The sequence below is a fragment of the Mycobacterium sp. KBS0706 genome (assembly GCF_005938675.2).
Taxonomy (GTDB): Bacteria; Pseudomonadota; Alphaproteobacteria; order DSM-16000; family Inquilinaceae; genus Inquilinus.
On the sequence record NZ_VCCH02000136.1, the window covers coordinates 1 to 15,286 of the forward strand.

The 15,286-nt window shown below is 71.0% G+C and carries 16 protein-coding genes; 9 read left to right on the plus strand and 7 right to left on the minus strand.

Annotated features, from left to right (window positions below):
• Both FFK22_RS37835 and FFK22_RS37840 read right to left on the minus strand, forming a co-directional pair.
• On the minus strand, window positions 1-411 hold a 411-nt coding region (locus FFK22_RS37835; RefSeq protein ID WP_221939163.1), incomplete at its 3' end, for a hypothetical protein.
• A gap of 122 nt (window positions 412-533) precedes the next feature.
• The gene (locus FFK22_RS37840; RefSeq protein ID WP_138887129.1) at window positions 534-1,289 is read right to left on the minus strand and encodes a GntR family transcriptional regulator; all 756 of its coding nucleotides are present in this window, start codon (window positions 1,287-1,289) and stop codon (window positions 534-536) included.
• 130 nt (window positions 1,290-1,419) lie between these two features.
• Between FFK22_RS37840 and FFK22_RS37845 the strand changes: the two genes are divergently transcribed.
• The 5 genes from FFK22_RS37845 to FFK22_RS37865 all read left to right on the plus strand — a co-directional run bounded on the left by FFK22_RS37845 (window position 1,420) and on the right by FFK22_RS37865 (window position 7,109).
• Entirely contained in the window at window positions 1,420-2,805 is a 1,386-nt protein-coding gene (locus tag FFK22_RS37845; protein WP_138887128.1) for a 6-phospho-beta-glucosidase, read from the plus strand.
• Window positions 2,802-3,737 carry a carbohydrate kinase family protein gene (locus FFK22_RS37850; protein ID WP_138887127.1) on the plus strand — a complete coding sequence of 312 codons (936 nt, stop codon included), beginning with the start codon at window positions 2,802-2,804 and terminating at the stop codon, window positions 3,735-3,737. Before FFK22_RS37845 ends, FFK22_RS37850 begins: the two co-directional genes overlap by 4 nt.
• 63 nt (window positions 3,738-3,800) lie before the next feature.
• Window positions 3,801-5,075: an ABC transporter substrate-binding protein gene (locus FFK22_RS37855; RefSeq protein ID WP_221939164.1), complete on the plus strand. Its 1,275-nt coding sequence runs from the start codon at window positions 3,801-3,803 to the stop codon at window positions 5,073-5,075.
• 239 nt (window positions 5,076-5,314) lie between these two features.
• Window positions 5,315-6,205 (plus strand): carbohydrate ABC transporter permease, encoded by an 891-nt coding sequence (locus FFK22_RS37860; RefSeq protein ID WP_138887126.1) that lies wholly within the window; start codon window positions 5,315-5,317, stop codon window positions 6,203-6,205.
• A 22-nt stretch (window positions 6,206-6,227) separates the two neighbouring features.
• Entirely contained in the window at window positions 6,228-7,109 is an 882-nt protein-coding gene (locus tag FFK22_RS37865) for a carbohydrate ABC transporter permease (RefSeq protein WP_221939165.1), read from the plus strand.
• A 4-nt stretch (window positions 7,110-7,113) separates the two neighbouring features.
• Here the strand turns inward: FFK22_RS37865 and FFK22_RS37870 are convergent, their stop codons facing one another.
• Window positions 7,114-7,977: an NmrA family NAD(P)-binding protein gene (locus tag FFK22_RS37870; RefSeq protein ID WP_138887125.1), complete on the minus strand. Its 864-nt coding sequence runs from the start codon at window positions 7,975-7,977 to the stop codon at window positions 7,114-7,116.
• 103 nt (window positions 7,978-8,080) lie between these two features.
• Here FFK22_RS37870 and FFK22_RS37875 point away from each other — a divergent pair, with 103 nt between their 5' ends.
• Window positions 8,081-9,016 (plus strand): LysR family transcriptional regulator, encoded by a 936-nt coding sequence (locus tag FFK22_RS37875; RefSeq protein ID WP_138887124.1) that lies wholly within the window; start codon window positions 8,081-8,083, stop codon window positions 9,014-9,016.
• Here the strand turns inward: FFK22_RS37875 and FFK22_RS37880 are convergent.
• The gene (locus FFK22_RS37880; protein WP_138887123.1) at window positions 9,013-9,888 is read right to left on the minus strand and encodes a LysR family transcriptional regulator; all 876 of its coding nucleotides are present in this window, start codon (window positions 9,886-9,888) and stop codon (window positions 9,013-9,015) included. The two genes, FFK22_RS37875 and FFK22_RS37880, sit on opposite strands and share 4 nt — an antisense overlap.
• Window positions 9,889-10,069: 181 nt before the next feature.
• Here FFK22_RS37880 and FFK22_RS37885 point away from each other — a divergent pair, with 181 nt between their 5' ends.
• Window positions 10,070-11,608, plus strand: coding sequence for an MFS transporter (locus tag FFK22_RS37885; protein WP_138887122.1), 1,539 nt, complete (start codon window positions 10,070-10,072; stop codon window positions 11,606-11,608).
• Here FFK22_RS37885 and FFK22_RS37890 read toward each other — a convergent pair.
• A complete protein-coding gene (locus tag FFK22_RS37890) occupies window positions 11,550-12,185 on the minus strand; it encodes a TetR/AcrR family transcriptional regulator (RefSeq protein ID WP_138887121.1) in 636 nt (211 codons plus the stop codon). The two genes, FFK22_RS37885 and FFK22_RS37890, sit on opposite strands and share 59 nt — an antisense overlap.
• Before the next feature lie 70 nt (window positions 12,186-12,255).
• On the opposite strand from FFK22_RS37890, the gene FFK22_RS37895 reads away from it, so the two are divergent.
• On the plus strand, window positions 12,256-12,681 hold the full coding sequence (locus FFK22_RS37895) for a VOC family protein (RefSeq protein WP_138887120.1): 426 nt from the start codon (window positions 12,256-12,258) through the stop codon (window positions 12,679-12,681).
• On the opposite strand, the gene FFK22_RS37900 is transcribed toward FFK22_RS37895, so the two are convergent.
• Together FFK22_RS37900 and FFK22_RS37905 are read right to left on the minus strand one after the other, a co-directional pair.
• On the minus strand, window positions 12,678-13,142 hold the full coding sequence (locus tag FFK22_RS37900) for a low molecular weight protein-tyrosine-phosphatase (RefSeq protein ID WP_138887119.1): 465 nt from the start codon (window positions 13,140-13,142) through the stop codon (window positions 12,678-12,680). The genes FFK22_RS37895 and FFK22_RS37900 overlap by 4 nt on opposite strands.
• Window positions 13,143-13,189: 47 nt before the next feature.
• Window positions 13,190-14,179 carry an aldo/keto reductase gene (locus FFK22_RS37905; RefSeq protein ID WP_138887118.1) on the minus strand — a complete coding sequence of 330 codons (990 nt, stop codon included), beginning with the start codon at window positions 14,177-14,179 and terminating at the stop codon, window positions 13,190-13,192.
• Window positions 14,180-14,306: 127 nt separating this feature from the next.
• On the opposite strand from FFK22_RS37905, the gene FFK22_RS37910 reads away from it, so the two are divergent.
• Window positions 14,307-15,218 carry a LysR family transcriptional regulator gene (locus FFK22_RS37910; RefSeq protein ID WP_138887117.1) on the plus strand — a complete coding sequence of 304 codons (912 nt, stop codon included), beginning with the start codon at window positions 14,307-14,309 and terminating at the stop codon, window positions 15,216-15,218.
• The last annotated feature ends 68 nt before the right edge of the window (window positions 15,219-15,286 follow it).

Sequence of the window (15,286 nt, forward strand, 5' to 3'; positions counted from 1 at the left end):
CATCGGCGACCGGAACGGCCCGCCGCGATAGAGGCAGTCGAGGTCGAGCGCCGGGCTGGCCCAGAGCGGCCCCGCCGTCGCCGTGCGCGACAGGGTGCCGAGATCGCTGAAGGTCAGGTCGTGGGCGATCAGCTGGCCGAGATAGGTGTAGCCGGCAGGGACGTCCGGATTGAACGTCTCCGGCCCGGCGACGAGCCCGTCCAGATACATCTTGCGGGCCAGGCGCTGCAGCACGTCCATGACCAGCGCCTGCGGATGCAGGCCCAGCCGCCCGGCCTCCTGCGCCAGGCGCCAGCCGAAGATGCCGTCGGGCGGCGGCGGGCTGCCCTCGAAATAGGTCTCGGGCTGCTCGAGCCCCTGCGTCAGCGCGGCGTTACGCTGGCCGGCCCCTGTGAACCCTGAGCCATGCACGGTCGTCTCTCCCCTGCTCGATGCACCGCGATCCGTCGTTGTCGCCGGAGCATTTAGAAGCCGGATCGTGATCCGATCGTGATTCCCAATCTGGGCATTTCCGGGGCTGGCCGCCGCCCGGTTCAGCCCCTCTGGTCGAGGCTCAGCGGATAGCGCAGCGGGTGGTGGCTGGAAAAGGTCATGTTCACCGGCCGGCCCTGCGGGTCGTAGGCGATCTGCTCGATCGTCAGCACCGCGGCCGGCGGCGTCAGCTCCAGGAGCTCCGCCTCCTCGGCATTGGCCAGCCGGGCGCTCATCGTGGTGCGGCCGCGGTCGGGGCGCAGCCGGTAGCGGTCGCGCACCTCGGCATAGAGCGAACGGTTGCCGGTCGACCAGTCGAGGTCGAGGATCCCGGGCACCAGCCGGGCGGCGAACCAGTCCTGGGTCAGCACCACCGGCTGGCCGTCCAGGCTGCGCAGCCGCTTCAGCATCACCACATCGGCGCCGGGCGGCAGGAACAGCGGCCGCGCCACCTCCGGCGGCGCGCGGCAGACATAGCCCTCGATCAGCCGGCTGGTCGGCGTCCTTCCATGCGCCTCGGCGATGGCGGTGAAGCTGCGCAGCAGGTGCAGCTCGTAGGTCTCCTCGCGCCGCGCCACGAAGAAGCCACGGCCGGGATGGCTGTGCAGCCAGCCCTCCTGCACCAGCTCGCGCACCGCCTGGCGCACGGTGATGCGGCTGACGCCGTACTGCTTCTCCAGCTCGCGCTCCGACGCCAGCTTGGCATCGGTGCCGAGCCGGCCCTGCTCGATCTGCTCGCGGATCCGCTGCTTGATCTGGCGGTAGAGCGGCTGCGGGTCGTCGCGCCGCAGCCCGTCGCTGAGGGTGCCGTCGGTCATGGCGCGCGAAAAGGCCTCTCGGCAAGGGCGGAGATTACCCCTCGCTGCATACACGCAAATCGGGAGTCCGGCCACAATTGACATGACTGGTTATAACCAGTCATAACTTGGGCGGTTCGCGGGAGGCACCATGAAACTGACCCTGGTCGGCGGCGGCGGCGTCCGCGCCCCTCTGTTCATCGAATCGGCGCTGCGCCGCGCGGAGTGGAGCAACCTGACCGAGCTGTGCCTGCTCGACATCGACGGGCCGCGGCTGGAGCTGTTCGGCGGGCTGGGGGCCGAGATCGCCCGGCGCACCCGTTCCCCCGTCAAGATCACCACCAGCCTGGACCCGGAGCGCGCGCTGGACGGCGCCGCCTATGTCGTGACCACGGTCCGGCCAGGGCTGGAGGAAGGCCGGATCAAGGACGAGCGCATCGCCCTGGCGCATGGCGTGCTGGGTCAGGAGACAACCGGGCCGGGCGGCTTCGCCATGGCGCTGCGCAGCATCCCGACCATCCTGGGCTACGCCGACCTCCTGCAGCGGGTCAGCCCCGACGCCTGGCTGTTCAACTTCACCAACCCCGCCGGGCTGGTGACCCAGGCGCTGCGCGACGCCGGCCACGACCGGACCATCGGCATCTGCGACGGCGCCAACGCCGCGCAGTCGGCCGTGGCGCGCTGGTTCGACGTGCCGGAGAAGGCGGTGCGCACCGAGGTGTTCGGCCTGAACCACCTGTCCTTCACCCGCCGCGCCGAGATCGGCGGCGAGGACGTGCTGCCGCGCCTGCTGGCCGACGATGCCTTCCTGGCCGCCTCGGCCCAGAAGGTGTTCAGCCCGCGCGTGGTCCGCCGCCACGGGATGTGGATCAACGAATACCTCTACTATTTCTACTATGCCGAGAAGGCGGTGGAGGCAATCCGGTCGGATTCCCGCACGCGGGGCGAAGAGGTGCGCGACCTGAACCACGGGCTGATCGAGCAGCTGACGGCGCTGGACTGGCGCCGCAACCCGGACAAGGCGCTGGAGGCCTATTACGCCTACGCCCATCGCCGCAACGCCACCTACATGCACTATGCCCAGGAAGGGGCGCCGAGCATGGAGGAGGCCGACCGGGCGCTGGCCGCCGGCGCCCATGCGCCGCTGGGCGACGAGGGCGAGGGCTATGCCGGCGTCGCCCTGGACCTCGTAGACGCGCTGGAGACCGGCAAGCCGCTGTACAGCGGGCTGAACGTGCCGAACCAGGGCGCCATCGACGGCCTGCGCGACGAGGACGTGGTCGAGGTCAGCTGCGTCGTCGACCGCGACGGGGTGCGGCCGCTGCCGATCGGCCCGATGCCGGAGGCGCAGGCCCAGCTGGTGCACGACATCAAGCGCTATGAGCGGCTGGCGGTGCAGGCGATCCGCGAGCGCGACCGCGACCTGGCGGTCGAGGCGCTGGTGGCGCATCCGCTGGTGCTGTCCTATTCCCGGGCCGAGGCGCTGGTCGACGAATACCTCGCCGCCCACGCCCCCCATGTCGGCAACTGGCCATGACTGCCGCGGGCAGGGCGCCGGGCTGCGACGCCGTCGTCGTCGGCGAATACTACTGGGACCTGATCTTCACCGGCCTGCCGGAGGTGCCGCGGCTGGGCGCCGACCTGTTCGCGCGCGACTTCGCCACCCTGCCCGGCGCCAGCTTCACCACCGCCTCGGCGCTGCACCGGCTGGGGCTGCGCACCGCCTGGGCGGCCGATTTCGGCACCGACCTGTTCAGCCAGCTGGCGCTGGATGCGGCCCGCAAGGAAGGGCTGGACGACCGGCTGTTCCGCCGGCTGGACCACCCGCTGGAGCGGGTCAGCGCCGCCTTCTCCTTCGCCCATGACCGCGGCTTCGTCAGCTACGCCGTGCGCGACGACCTGCCGCCGACGCCGGAGGCCCTGGCCACGGTGGCGCCCAAGGCGCTGCTGCTGCAGAGCTTCCGGCTGCAGCCCGAGCTGCTGGCCCTGGCCCGGGCGGCGAAGCGGCAGGGCGTGCTGGTCTATCTCGACTGCCAGCACGTGCCGCACCGGATCGATTCGCCCGGCGTGGCCGAGCTGTTCCGCGAGATCGACATCTTCGCCCCGAACGAATCCGAGGCGCTGGCCTTCACCGGCGCGCCGAATGTCAGCGCGGCGCTGGAGCGGCTGTCGCCGATGGTGCCGACCGTGCTGGTCAAGCGCGGCGCCGCGGGCGCCATCGGCGTCAGCCGCGGCGAGCGCTGCGCCGTGCCGGCCCCGGCGGTGACCGTGGTCGACACCACCGGCGCCGGCGACAGCTTCAACGCCGGCTTCCTCTACGGCCGGCTGCGCGGCTTCGACTTCCGCGACAGCCTGGCCCTGGCTGCGGGATGCGGCGCGCTGGCCACCACCGATTACGGCGGCCGGGCGCTGCCGCGCGAGGCCGAGCTGCTGGCGCTGATCCGACAAGAGGCTCCGGCCTCCGCCTGAACGGCGGGATCAACCCGTCCACAGCGATAAACAATGCAAACAGGGGCTTGAACGGAGGGACCCGTGAAGATCGCCACCCTATCCCTGACCGCCGCGCTGGCCGTTTTCGCCGCCGCCGGGATCGAGACCAATGCCGAGGCCGCGACGGTGAAGCTGTTCTGCGGCGCCACCGATTACGACCTGTGCAGCAGCGCCGCCGAGGCCTGGGCCAAGCAGAGCGGCAACGCCGTGTCGATCAACAAGATGCCGGCGTCCTGGGACGACGCCGTGCCGCTGTACCAGCAGATGCTGGCGGCGAAGTCGACCGATGTCGACGTGCTGGTGATCGACGTGATCTGGATGGGCATGCTGAAGAACCATCTGCTCGACCTCGGCGCGATGGTGCCGAAGGAGGAGGTGGCGGCGCATTTCCCGACCACGATCGACGCCGCGACCATCGACGGCCAGCTGCTGGCCCTGCCCTGGTACATGGACACCGGCCTGATCTTCTACCGCAAGGACCTGCTGGAGAAATACGGCAAGGCGGTGCCGAAGACCTGGGCCGAGCTGACCGAGACCGCCAAGGCGGTGCAGGACGGCGAGCGCAAGGCCGGCGATGCCGACATGTGGGGCTTCGTCTGGCAGGGCAAATCCTATGAGGGGCTGACCTGCGACGCCATCGAATGGGTCGCCAGCACCGGCGGCGGCACCATCATCGACGCCAAGGGCGACGTCACCATCGACAACCCGAAGACGGCCCAGGCGCTGGCCCTGGCGCATAGCTGGATCGACACGATCAGCCCGCAGGGCGTGCTGGGCTATGACGAGGAGAGCTCCCGCGCCGTGTTCGAGAGCGGCAAGGCCGTGTTCCTGCGCAACTGGCCCTATGTCTGGGGCACCTCGCAGGCCGCGGGCGGCGCCCTGGTCGGCAAGGTCGGGGTGGCGGCGCTGCCGGTCGGCGCCGCGGGCGAGAAGTCGAGCGGCTGCCTGGGCCCCGCCTATCTCGGCGTGTCGAAATACTCCGAGAACAAGGACGCGGCGGTCAGCCTGATCCGCTACATGACCGGCGCCGCCGACCAGAAGCGCCGGGCGATCCAGGGCGCCTACAACCCGACCGTCTCGGCGCTGTACGAGGACCCGGAGGTGCTGGCCAAGCTGCCCTTCCTGAAGGACACCGAGGCCGCCTTCGCCGACAGCATCGCCCGCCCCTCGGCCGCCACCGGCGCCAGCTACAACCGGGTGTCGCAGGCCTTCTCGAAGTCGGTGCATGCGGTGCTGACCGGCGACGAGCAGCCCGACGCCGCGGTCGCCGCTTTGGCCAAGGAGCTGGACCGCCTGCGCCAGCGGGCGAAGTGGTGATCGCTCGCGCCGGATAGGCCCATGCAGCCCCTTCCATCCGATCTGCCTTTTTTTGTCCCCCCTCCCCTTGCGGGAGGGGGGCAGGGGGAGGGGGCTGCGCGCGTCCGCGCGCGAATCGTCCTGGAGGCACGCGCCGGTCATACGAACCTCGATCTCATCGCCGGCTCCGGCCGAGAGAACCCCCTCCCCCTATCCCCCTCCCGCGAGGGGAGGGGGGACTCGATTTGGGAAAGCCGTCGATGACCGGCCGCGTCGCGCGGTCCCACCGCCGGGCAGGGTGGCTGTTCCTGGCGCCGACGCTTGCGGCCCTCGCGCTGGTGGCGCTGTGGCCGCTGCTGCGCACGCTGTTCTTCTCGACCACCGACGCCTTCCTCGACGATCCGACCAATTACGGCTTCGTCTGGCTCGACAACTTCATCGACGTCGCCCGCGACCCGCAATGGTGGCGGGCGGTGGAGAACACGCTGGTCTTCACCATCGTCTCGGTGGCGCTGGAGACGCTGCTGGGCCTCGCCATCGCCCTGCTGCTGAACGAGGCCATCCCCGGCCGCGGCGTGCTGCGCGCCGCCATCCTGGTGCCGTGGTCGATCCCGGTCGTGGTCTCGGCCAAGATCTGGGAATGGCTGCTGCACGACCAGTTCGGCATCATCAACCGGCTGCTGATCGACCTGCATCTGATCGACACCGGCGTGGCCTGGACCGCCGACCCGTCGCTGGCGCTGGGCGTCGTCATCTTCGTCGATGTCTGGATCACCACGCCCTTCATGGTGCTGCTGATCCTGGCCGGGCTGCAGCTGATCCCGGCCGAGATCCACGAGGCGGCGCGGGTCGACGGCGTGTCGTGGTGGAAGCGGCTCGTCTCGATCACCCTGCCGATGCTGCGGGTGCCGATCGGCGTCGCCGTGCTGTTCCGCACCCTCGACGCGCTGCGCATGTTCGACCTGAGCTACGTGCTCGGCGGCAATGGCGACCCGACCATGACCATGACGATCTACGCCCGCAACCACCTGGTCAGCTTCCAGGAGCTCGGCTACGGCTCCGCCGCCTCGACCTGGGTGTTCCTGCTGATCGCCCTGATCGCCATCGTCATCATCGGCGCCATCCGGCTGGACCGGACGACCGTGCGATGAGCACGCAACGGAAGGACCGGCGATGAGCGTCATGGCCGCCCCCGACACCGCCCTGGCCCGCGCCGCCGCCCGGTACCGCCGGCGCCGGGTGCTGAAGACCGTCGGGCTGGGCTTCGCCGTCGTCCTGGTGCTGGTCTACACCCTGTTCCCGTACTACTGGGCGATCGTGTCCTCGCTGAAGACCGGGGCGTCGCTGTTCGAGGCGACGCTGCTGCCGGCCTTCGAGCTGGTCTATTACAAGGCGCTGCTGCACGACCCGGTGTTCCTGGGGTCGATCGTCAACTCGCTGATCGTCGCCGGCTCGACCACCGGGATCTCGCTGCTGCTGGCCATCGGCGCCGCCTATGCGCTGGGCCGGCTGGACTTCCCGCTGCGGCGGACGGTGCTGCTGGTGATCCTGATGATCTCGATCTTCCCGCAGATCGTGGTGCTGTCCGGGATGTTCGAGCTGGTGCGCTGGTTCGGCCTGTACAACCGCGTCGGGTCGCTGACCTTCGCCTATCTGATCTTCACCCTGCCCTTCACGGTCTGGGTGCTGACGGGATTCATCCAGGACATCCCGCGCGAGCTGGAGGAGGCGGCGCTGATGGACGGCGCCAGCCGCGGCCGGGTGCTGGTCAGCGTGCTGCTGCCGCTGATGGGCCCGGCCCTGGCTTCGACCGGCCTGCTGGCCTTCATCCAGGCTTGGAACGAGTTCCTGTTCGCCCTGACCTTCATCCTGTCGGACGAGAACCGGACCGTGCCAGTGGCGATCGCCACCATCTCCGGCGGCAGTCGCTACGAATACCCGTTCGGCCCGATCATGGCGGCCTCGGTGGTGGTGACCCTGCCCCTGATCGCCCTGGTGCTGATCTTCCAGCGCAAGATCGTCGCCGGCCTGACCGCGGGGGCGATCAAGGGGTAGGCGCTCAACCGCGGGCGACCAGTTCGGCGATCACCTCCGCCGCCTCGACCCGGCCCTTCAGCGCATGGCTGCCGCCGTCGCGGAAGTCGATCCAGCCCTCGTTGAAGCCGTCGAGCATGCGGATCCGCGGCATCGGGTTCTTCATGCCCTGGGACCGGAACAGGTTCTCCCAGGTCTCGCGCGGCACCGGCTCGACCCGCACCGGCCGGCCGAGGGCGGCGGCGAAGGCGGCGGCGAGGTCGTCCGGCGACACCCGGCGCGGCCCTTCCAGCTCGACCACGCGCCGGCCGCCCCGGTCCTCGCGGATCAGCTCGGCCGCGATGCGCCCGATATCCGCGGTCGCCACCATCGGCACCGGCCGGCCGGTCGGCGCCAGGAAGCTGCGGATCACGCCCTCGTCGCGGGCCGAGGCCACGTCCCAGGCCGCGTTCTCGACGAACCAGGCCGGCCGCAGGATCGTCAGCGGCAGCGGCACGTCGCGCAGCGCCGCCTCCAGCAGCGTGTGCTGCGACAGCAGGTTGTCCTGGGCGGCGTCGGCGCCGATGGTCGACAGCTGCAGCACCCGGCCCGGCCGCGCGGCCGTCAGCGCCTGCACCAGGGTGTCGCCCAGCCGGCGCGCCTCGGGATAGCCCGGCTTCGGGTCGAACACCGGCGGCGGCAGGATGAAGACGGCGGTGGCGCCGGCGAAGGCCTTGGCCAGGGCCGCCGCATCGTCCATGCCGGCGACGGCGATCTCGCAGCCCTGCGCCGCCCAGGCCTCGCCCTTGTGCGGGTCGCGCAGGACCGCGCGCACCCGTTCGCCGGCGGCCAGCAGATGCCGGGCGAGCGCGCCGCCCACCTGGCCGGTGATTCCCGTGATCGCGTACATCCTGATCTCCTTCAGCGGATGCCGAAGATCTAGGCGCGCCGGGATGTTGCCGTGAGCGCCATTGAGTCATAAGACTGGTGACTCGGAATCAACGGAGGGCGCGATGGCCTTCGACGGACGGGTAATCTCCACCATCGGCGTGCTGGCCGCGGTGGTCGAAGGCGGCAGCTTCGCCCGCGCGGCCGAGGCGCTGGGGCTGTCCCGCTCCGGCGTCAGCCGGGCGGTGGCGCGGCTGGAGGCGCGGGTCGGCGTCCGGCTGCTGGACCGCACCACCCGGGCCGTCGCCCTGACCGACGAGGGCCGCCGGCTCTATGCCGAGGTGGCGCCGCTGCTGACCGGGATCGAGGACGCCGTGACCGTCGCCGCCGGCTCCGCCGTCGCGGTGCGCGGCCGGCTGCGGGTGAATGTCGACGCCTTCTTCTCGCGCCTGCTGTTCACGCCGCACATCCCGGAGTTCCTGGCGCTGTACCCGGACCTCACGCTGGAGCTGGTGGCGAAGGACCAACTCGGCGACCTGGTGGGCGAGGGCTTCGACATCGCGGTGCGCTTCGGCCACCCGCCGGACTCCGCGCTGGTGTCGCGCAAGCTGCTGGAGACGCGGACGATCACCGTGGCGTCGCCTTCCTATGTCGCCGCCCATGGCCGGCCGGAGGCGCCGTCCGACCTGGCCCGCCACGCCTGCATCCAGGTGCGCGACTCCGCCTCCGGCCAGCCGATCGACAGCTGGTCGTACCGGCGCGGCGCCGAGGTGGCGGAGGTGCGGGCGACCGGCCGGCTGATGGTGGCGGAGTTCGGCACCATGCTCGGCGCCTGCCTAGAGGGCGTCGGCATCGCCCGGGTCAAGGCGATCGGCGTGCAGCGGCTGATCGACCGCGGCGCGCTGGTCGAGCTGCTGCCGGACTGGACCGGCGAGAGCTTCCCGCTCACCGCGCTGTACCCGTCGCGCCACCTGCCCCCGGCCAAGGTGCGCGCCTTCATCGACTTCGCGCAGTCGCGGCTTGGGGCGAGCGCTGCGGCGGAAGCGCAGGACGCCGCCTAGACCGCCCGGGCGAGGAGCGCCGGCGCGGCCTCCGCCGATTCGACGATCAGCCGGCCGAGCTCGCGGGCGCAGGGCAGGGTGGTGCCGGGCCGCCAGATCAGGGCGAACTCCACCTCCGGCAGCGGCGGCAGGCCGTGGCGGCCGTCGAGGATCTTCATCCCCGGCTCGATCTCGTCGCGGGCGATCATCGAAGCGGCCAGCCCCGCCAGCACCGCCGCCCGCAGCCCGTGCTGGTTCCCCGAGGTGAAGCCGACATGCCACTCGACGCCCGAAGCGGTGATGGCGTCGACCGCGATGGCGCGGCACGGGCAAGGCGGCGGCGCCAGCGCCAACGGCAGCGATGTGCCCGGCGCCCAGTCGAAGCCCTCGGCCACGGCCCAGACGAACTGCGTCCGCCGCAGCACCGTGCCGCCGCTCTCGCCCGGCCGCGACATCACCACGGCGAGGTCGAGCTCGCCGGCCTCGACCTTGGCGCGCAGGTCGAGGCAGACGCTGACCGCCACCTCGAGCCGCACCTGGGGATAGCCGCGGGCGTAGCGGCGCAGCAGCGCTGGCAGCCGGTCGCCCAGAAAATTCTCCGGCACGCCGAAGCGGACGACGCCGGAGACCGCGGAGGGCAGGAAGCGCCGGGTCAGCGAGTCCTGCGCCTGCAGGATCTGCTCGGCATGGCGCAGGAACTCCTGGCCGTCCTCGGTCAGCAGCAGCTTGCGCGTGGTCCGTTGCAGCAGCGGCCGGCCGATCTGTTCCTCCAGCCGCCGGATCTGGTGGCTGACGGCCGACTGGGTCAGATGCAGCCGCTCGGCCGCACGGGTGAAGCCGCCGGCCTCATGAACGGCGACGAAGGCGCGCAGCAGGGCGGGATCGAAGTCCATGGCGCAAATATATGATGGCGGAAAATGGACGCCACAAAATTAATTCATTTCCATCATGAAAGCAGATTGACCACATTCGGGTCCAGGCCCGATCGAGCCCCCACCGACACCCCTCCGCGCCGGAACCGGACCACGCAAGCACGTTGCGCGGCGGCGCGGCCTGTCGCTTCGAGAGAGGATCATGGCTCTTTCCCCCTCCGCCCGGAACATGGCCGCGCTGGTCGGCGTCTGCCTGGCTGCGCTGATGTTCGGCCTCGAGATCTCCAGCGTGCCGGTGATCCTGCCGACGCTGGAGACGGCGCTGCCCGCCGATTTCCGCGGGCTGCAATGGATCATGAACGCCTACACCATCGCCTGCACCACCGTGCTGATGGCCACCGGCACCCTGGCCGACCGCTATGGCCGCAAGCGCGTCTTCACCATCACCACGATCGCCTTCGGCGCCACCTCGCTGATGTGCGGCCTGGCCAACGATGTCTCGGTGCTGATCGCCGCCCGCTTCCTGCAGGGCCTGGCCGGCGGTGCCATGCTCACCTGCGTGATCGCGATCATCTCCCACCAGTTCCAGGACGAGCGCGAGCGCGGCCGCGCCTTCACCGCCTGGGGCGTGATCAGCGGCGTCGGCCTCGGCTTCGGCCCGATCATCGGCGGGCTGATCGCCAGCTGGTCGAGCTGGCATTGGGTGTTCCTGATCCATGTGCCGCTGACCCTGCTGGCCCTGGTCCCGTCCCTGGTCGGCATCCGCGAATCGCGCGACCTGCACGCCCAGAAGCCGGACGTCGCCGGCATCGTCACCCTGACGCTGGCGGTGTTCGGCCTGGCCTTCCTGATCACCCAGGCGGCGGAGCTGAGCCGCACGACCGCGATCGGCCTGGCCGTCCTGACCGTCGCCGCCTTCGCCGGCTTCGTGGTGGCGGAGCGGATCAACCCGCACCCGATGTTCGATTTCTCGGTTTTCCGCATCCGCCGGTTCAGCGGCGCGATCATCGGCTGCATCGGCATGAACTGGTGCTACTGGCCGTTCATGATCTACCTGCCGATCTACTTCCAGGGCGGGCTCGGCCTCGACAGCCGGACGGTCGGTTTCCTGCTGCTGGCCTACACCATCCCGTTCCTGATGATGCCGCCCGTGGCCGACCGCTTGCTGCAGCGCGGTGGCCCGCGCCTGGTCATCCCGCTCGGCATGGCGGTGATGGGGACGGGCTTCCTGCTGCTGCGGCTGGGCGCCGGGGTCGAGCAGGCCGGCTGGCTGACCGTGCTGCCCGGCACGCTCTTGGCCGGCATCGGTCTCGGCCTGACCAACACGCCGGTGACCAACACCACCACCGGCTCGGTCCCCGCCAACCGGGCGGGCATGGCGTCGGGCATCGACATCAGCGCCCGGCTGATCACCCTGGCGATCAACATCGCGGTGATGGGATTGATCCTGATCGAGGGCATCCGCTGGGCCCTGCCGGACGCCCTGTCCGGCACCCTCGACGCGGCGCAGCAACAGGCGCTGGCCGCCTCCGTCGCCGCCGGCAACCTCGCCGCCCTGCCGCAGATCTATCCGGCCCTGGCGATGCTGGACCCGGCGGGCGCCGCCGCGCATGCGGCGCTGGTCGAGGGCTTCGGCTGGGTGATGCTGTATGGCGGCATCGGCGCCTGGGTCCTGGCCGCGATCAGCTTCGCGATCTTCGGCCCGGGCCGGTCGCGCCGGGCGCAGACGGCGGAGGCCTGAGGCCTTCGATCAGCGCCGCCAGCACCGCGCGGCATTCCGCCGGGTCGGTCCCGCCGACGATGGCGAGCGCCGCGCGGTCATAGGCGGCGCCCAGCAGCTGGGCGGCGGCATCGAGCGGTAGGGGGCGCAGCGCCCCCGCCGCCATCGCCGCCGCCAACCCCTCGCGCAGCGTCCGGCCGCCATGCCGGGCGTCGATCTCGTCCAGCGCCTCCCGCCCGAGCACCGCCGGCGCCTCGACCAGCAGCAGCCGGGTCCGGCCCGGCGCCGCCATGGCCCGGAGGAAGGCGTCGCCGCCCTGCGTCAGCGCCTCGAGCGGCGGCAGGTCGGCCGGCGCGGCCTGCTCGATCTCCCCGGCCACCGCCGCGGCCTCGGCTTCGACGACGGCCCGGAACAGCGCCTGCTTGTCGGCGAAGTGGTGATACAGCGCGCCGCGGGTGACGCCGGCTGCCGCCACCAGCTCCGGCGTTCCCGTCTCGGCATAGCCGCGCTCGACGAACAGCCCGCGCGCCGCCGCGACCAGTGCGGCCTGGGTGCGGTCCGAGCGGTCCCGGTTGGTCCGGCGCTCCGTCTGTTGCATACGTGCAGCCTGTATGTTAATTCAGAGAAACATGCAGCCTGCATGTTTATCCGCTCGGGAGGAAAAGTCCATGAAGACCACCGGCTACAATCCCGTGATCATGACGGCCGAGGTCGCCGCGACCGCCGCCTTCTACGTCCGGCACTTTGGCTTCCGGCCGCTGTTCGAGGTCGACTGGTATGTCCATCTGCAGTCGGTGGAGGACGAGCGGGTGAACCTCGCCATCCTCGACGGCAGCCACGAGACCATTCCGGCGGTGGGCCGCGGCCGGGTCTCCGGGCTGCTGCTGAACTTCGAGGTGGAGGATGTCGACGCGGAGTACGACCGGCTGAAGGCGGCCGGGCTGCCGATCCTGCTGGAGCTGCGCGACGAGGATTTCGGCCAGCGCCACTTCATCACCCAGGACCCGAACGGCGTGCTGATCGACATGATCAAGCCGATCGCCCCGACGGCGGAATTCGCGGCGCTCTACGCCCCCGGCAACGTGCCGGCTTAGCCGAGCCGTCCCTCGCGCAGCGCCGCAACCAGCGCGTCGCAGCCGGCCTCGACCAGGTCCAGCACATGCTCGAAATCGGCGCTGCCGCCGTAATAGGGGTCGGGCACGTCCCGGCCCTCCAGCCCCGGCGCGACATCGAGGAACAGCCCGATCCGGCCGGGGCCGGCGACCGCCAGCCGGCGCATCCGGTCGAGATGGCCACGGTCCATCGCCAGCAGCAGGTCGAAGCGGCGGAAATCCGCCCGCTCCAGCTTGCGGGCGCGCAGCGGCAGCAGGTCGTAGCCGCGGGCCGCCGCCGCCCGGATCGCCGGCGGGTGCGGCGGCTCGCCGGCGTGGAAGCCCTGGGTGCCGGCGCTGTCGACCGAGTGGTCCAGGCCGGCGGCGGCGAGCCTGGCCCGCAGCACCGCCTCGGCGGTCGGCGAGCGGCAGATGTTGCCGGTGCAGACGAACAGGATGCGCATGCCGCCTGGATAGTCGCGACGGACCCAGGCGGCAAGGCGGCTAAAGGTTACAGCCCGATGTCCTTCATGCCCGCTTCATTGTAGCGCGCGCCGGCGACGGCCTCCGGTGCGAACAGGACGTCCAGCGACGACACCTGCTCCGCCGTCAGCCGGATCGCGGCGGCCGCGGCGTTCTCGGCCAGATAGGCGCGGCGCTTGGTGCCCGGGATCGGCACGACGTTGTCGTGCTTGGCCAGCAGCCAGGCCAGCGCCACCTGGGCCGGCTTGGCGCCGAGGTCGAAGGCGAGATCCGACAGCGCCTCGACCAGGCGCGTGTTCTGGGCCAGCGCCCCGTCGGCGAAGCGCGGATTGACGCGGCGGAAATCATCCGCGGCCAGGGCCGAGGTGTCGGTCACCGCGCCGGCCAGGAAGGCGCGGCCGAGCGGCGAATAGGCGACGAAGGTGGTGCCGAGCTCGCGGCAGGCCTCGATCACGCCGTTGCGCTCCGCGTCGCGGGTCCACAGCGAATACTCGCTCTGCACCGCCGCGATCGGATGCACCCCATGGGCCCGGCGCAGGGTCTCGGCCGACACTTCGGAGAGGCCGATCTGGCGGACCTTGCCGGCCTGCACCAGCCCGGCCATGGCGCCGACCGCATCCTCGACCGGCACGGCGGGGTTGCGGCGGTGCATGTAGTAGAGGTCGATGACATCGGTGCCGAGGCGCTTCAGCGACGCCTCGGCCGCGGCCCGGATATAGGCCGGCGAGTTGTCGACCCGCCGCCCGGCGACGCCGGGCTCGCGCACGATGCCGAACTTGGTGGCCAGCACCACCTGGTCGCGACGGCCCTTGAGGAAACGGCCGACCAGCTCCTCATTGTGACCCGACCCGTACATGTCGGCGGTGTCGAGGAAGTCGACGCCGTGCTCCAGCGCCGCGGCGAGGGTGTCGAGCGACTGCGCATCGTCGCGCGAGCCGTAGAATTCGGACATGCCCATGCAGCCGAGGCCGATGGCAGAGACGGTGGTGCCGTCCTGGCCGAGGGAGCGTCTGTCCATGATGGTTCTCCTGAGCGTTCGGGGCCGCCGGTCGCGCTGACCGCCGCGGCACGCCAGGAGAATGGGGGTTGGGTAATCATGCGATAACCCATAGATATGCGCATGAGCTGATGAACGAGATTCAGCAATGCGTCGCCCCGACTTGCCTGATCTGGCCGCCTTCGCCGCGGTGGCACGGCACCGCAGCTTCCGGCGGGCGGCGGTGGAGCTGACGTTGTCCGCCTCCGCCCTCAGCCACGCGATACGCGGGCTGGAGGAGCGGCTGGGCGTCCGGCTGTTGAACCGCACCACCCGCAGCGTCACGCCGACCGAGGCGGGCGAGCGGCTGCTGGCCCGGCTGGAGCCCGCCTTCCGCGACATCGAGGGAGCCGTCGGAGAGATCGACCAGTTCCGCGGCCAGCCGGCCGGGACGCTGCGGATCACCGCCTCGATCCCGGCGGCGGAGCTGGTCCTGGCGCCGATGGTGGCGCGGTTCCTGGACGCCTATCCGGAGATCCGGCTGGAGGTTTCGGTCACCAGCGCCCTGATCGACATCGTCGCCGGCGGCTTCGATGCCGGCGTCCGCCTCGGCGAGCAACTGGAGCGCGACATGGTGGCGGTGCGCTTCGGCGGCGAGCAGCGGCTGGTCGTGGTCACAGCCCCTTCCTATCTGGCGCGAAGGCCGCGGCCGCAGACGCCGCGCGACCTGACCGAGCATGCCTGCCTCGGCTACCGCTTCCCGAGCGGCGTGGTCTATGCGTGGGAGTTCGAGAAGGATGGCCGGGAGCTGACGGTCAGCCCGAACGGACCGCTGATCGTCAACAACGACCAGCGGCTTCTGATCCGGTCGGCGCTGGACGGCGCCGGCCTGGCCTACGTGTTCGAGGGCATGGTCACGGCGGAGCTGGCGGAGGGGCGGCTGGTGCCGCTGCTGCTGGACTGGTCGCCGCCCTTCCCGGGCTTCTTCCTGTACTACCCGCGCCAGCGCCAGATGCCGGCGGCGCTGCGCGCCTTCATCGACTTCGTGCGCGCCGAGAATCTGGCCGTCAGTCGTGGCTGATGGCTCATGAAGCCGAGCAGTTCTCGCCGAATCCCCGACCGTCATGGCGAGGCGCGCAGCGCCGTGGC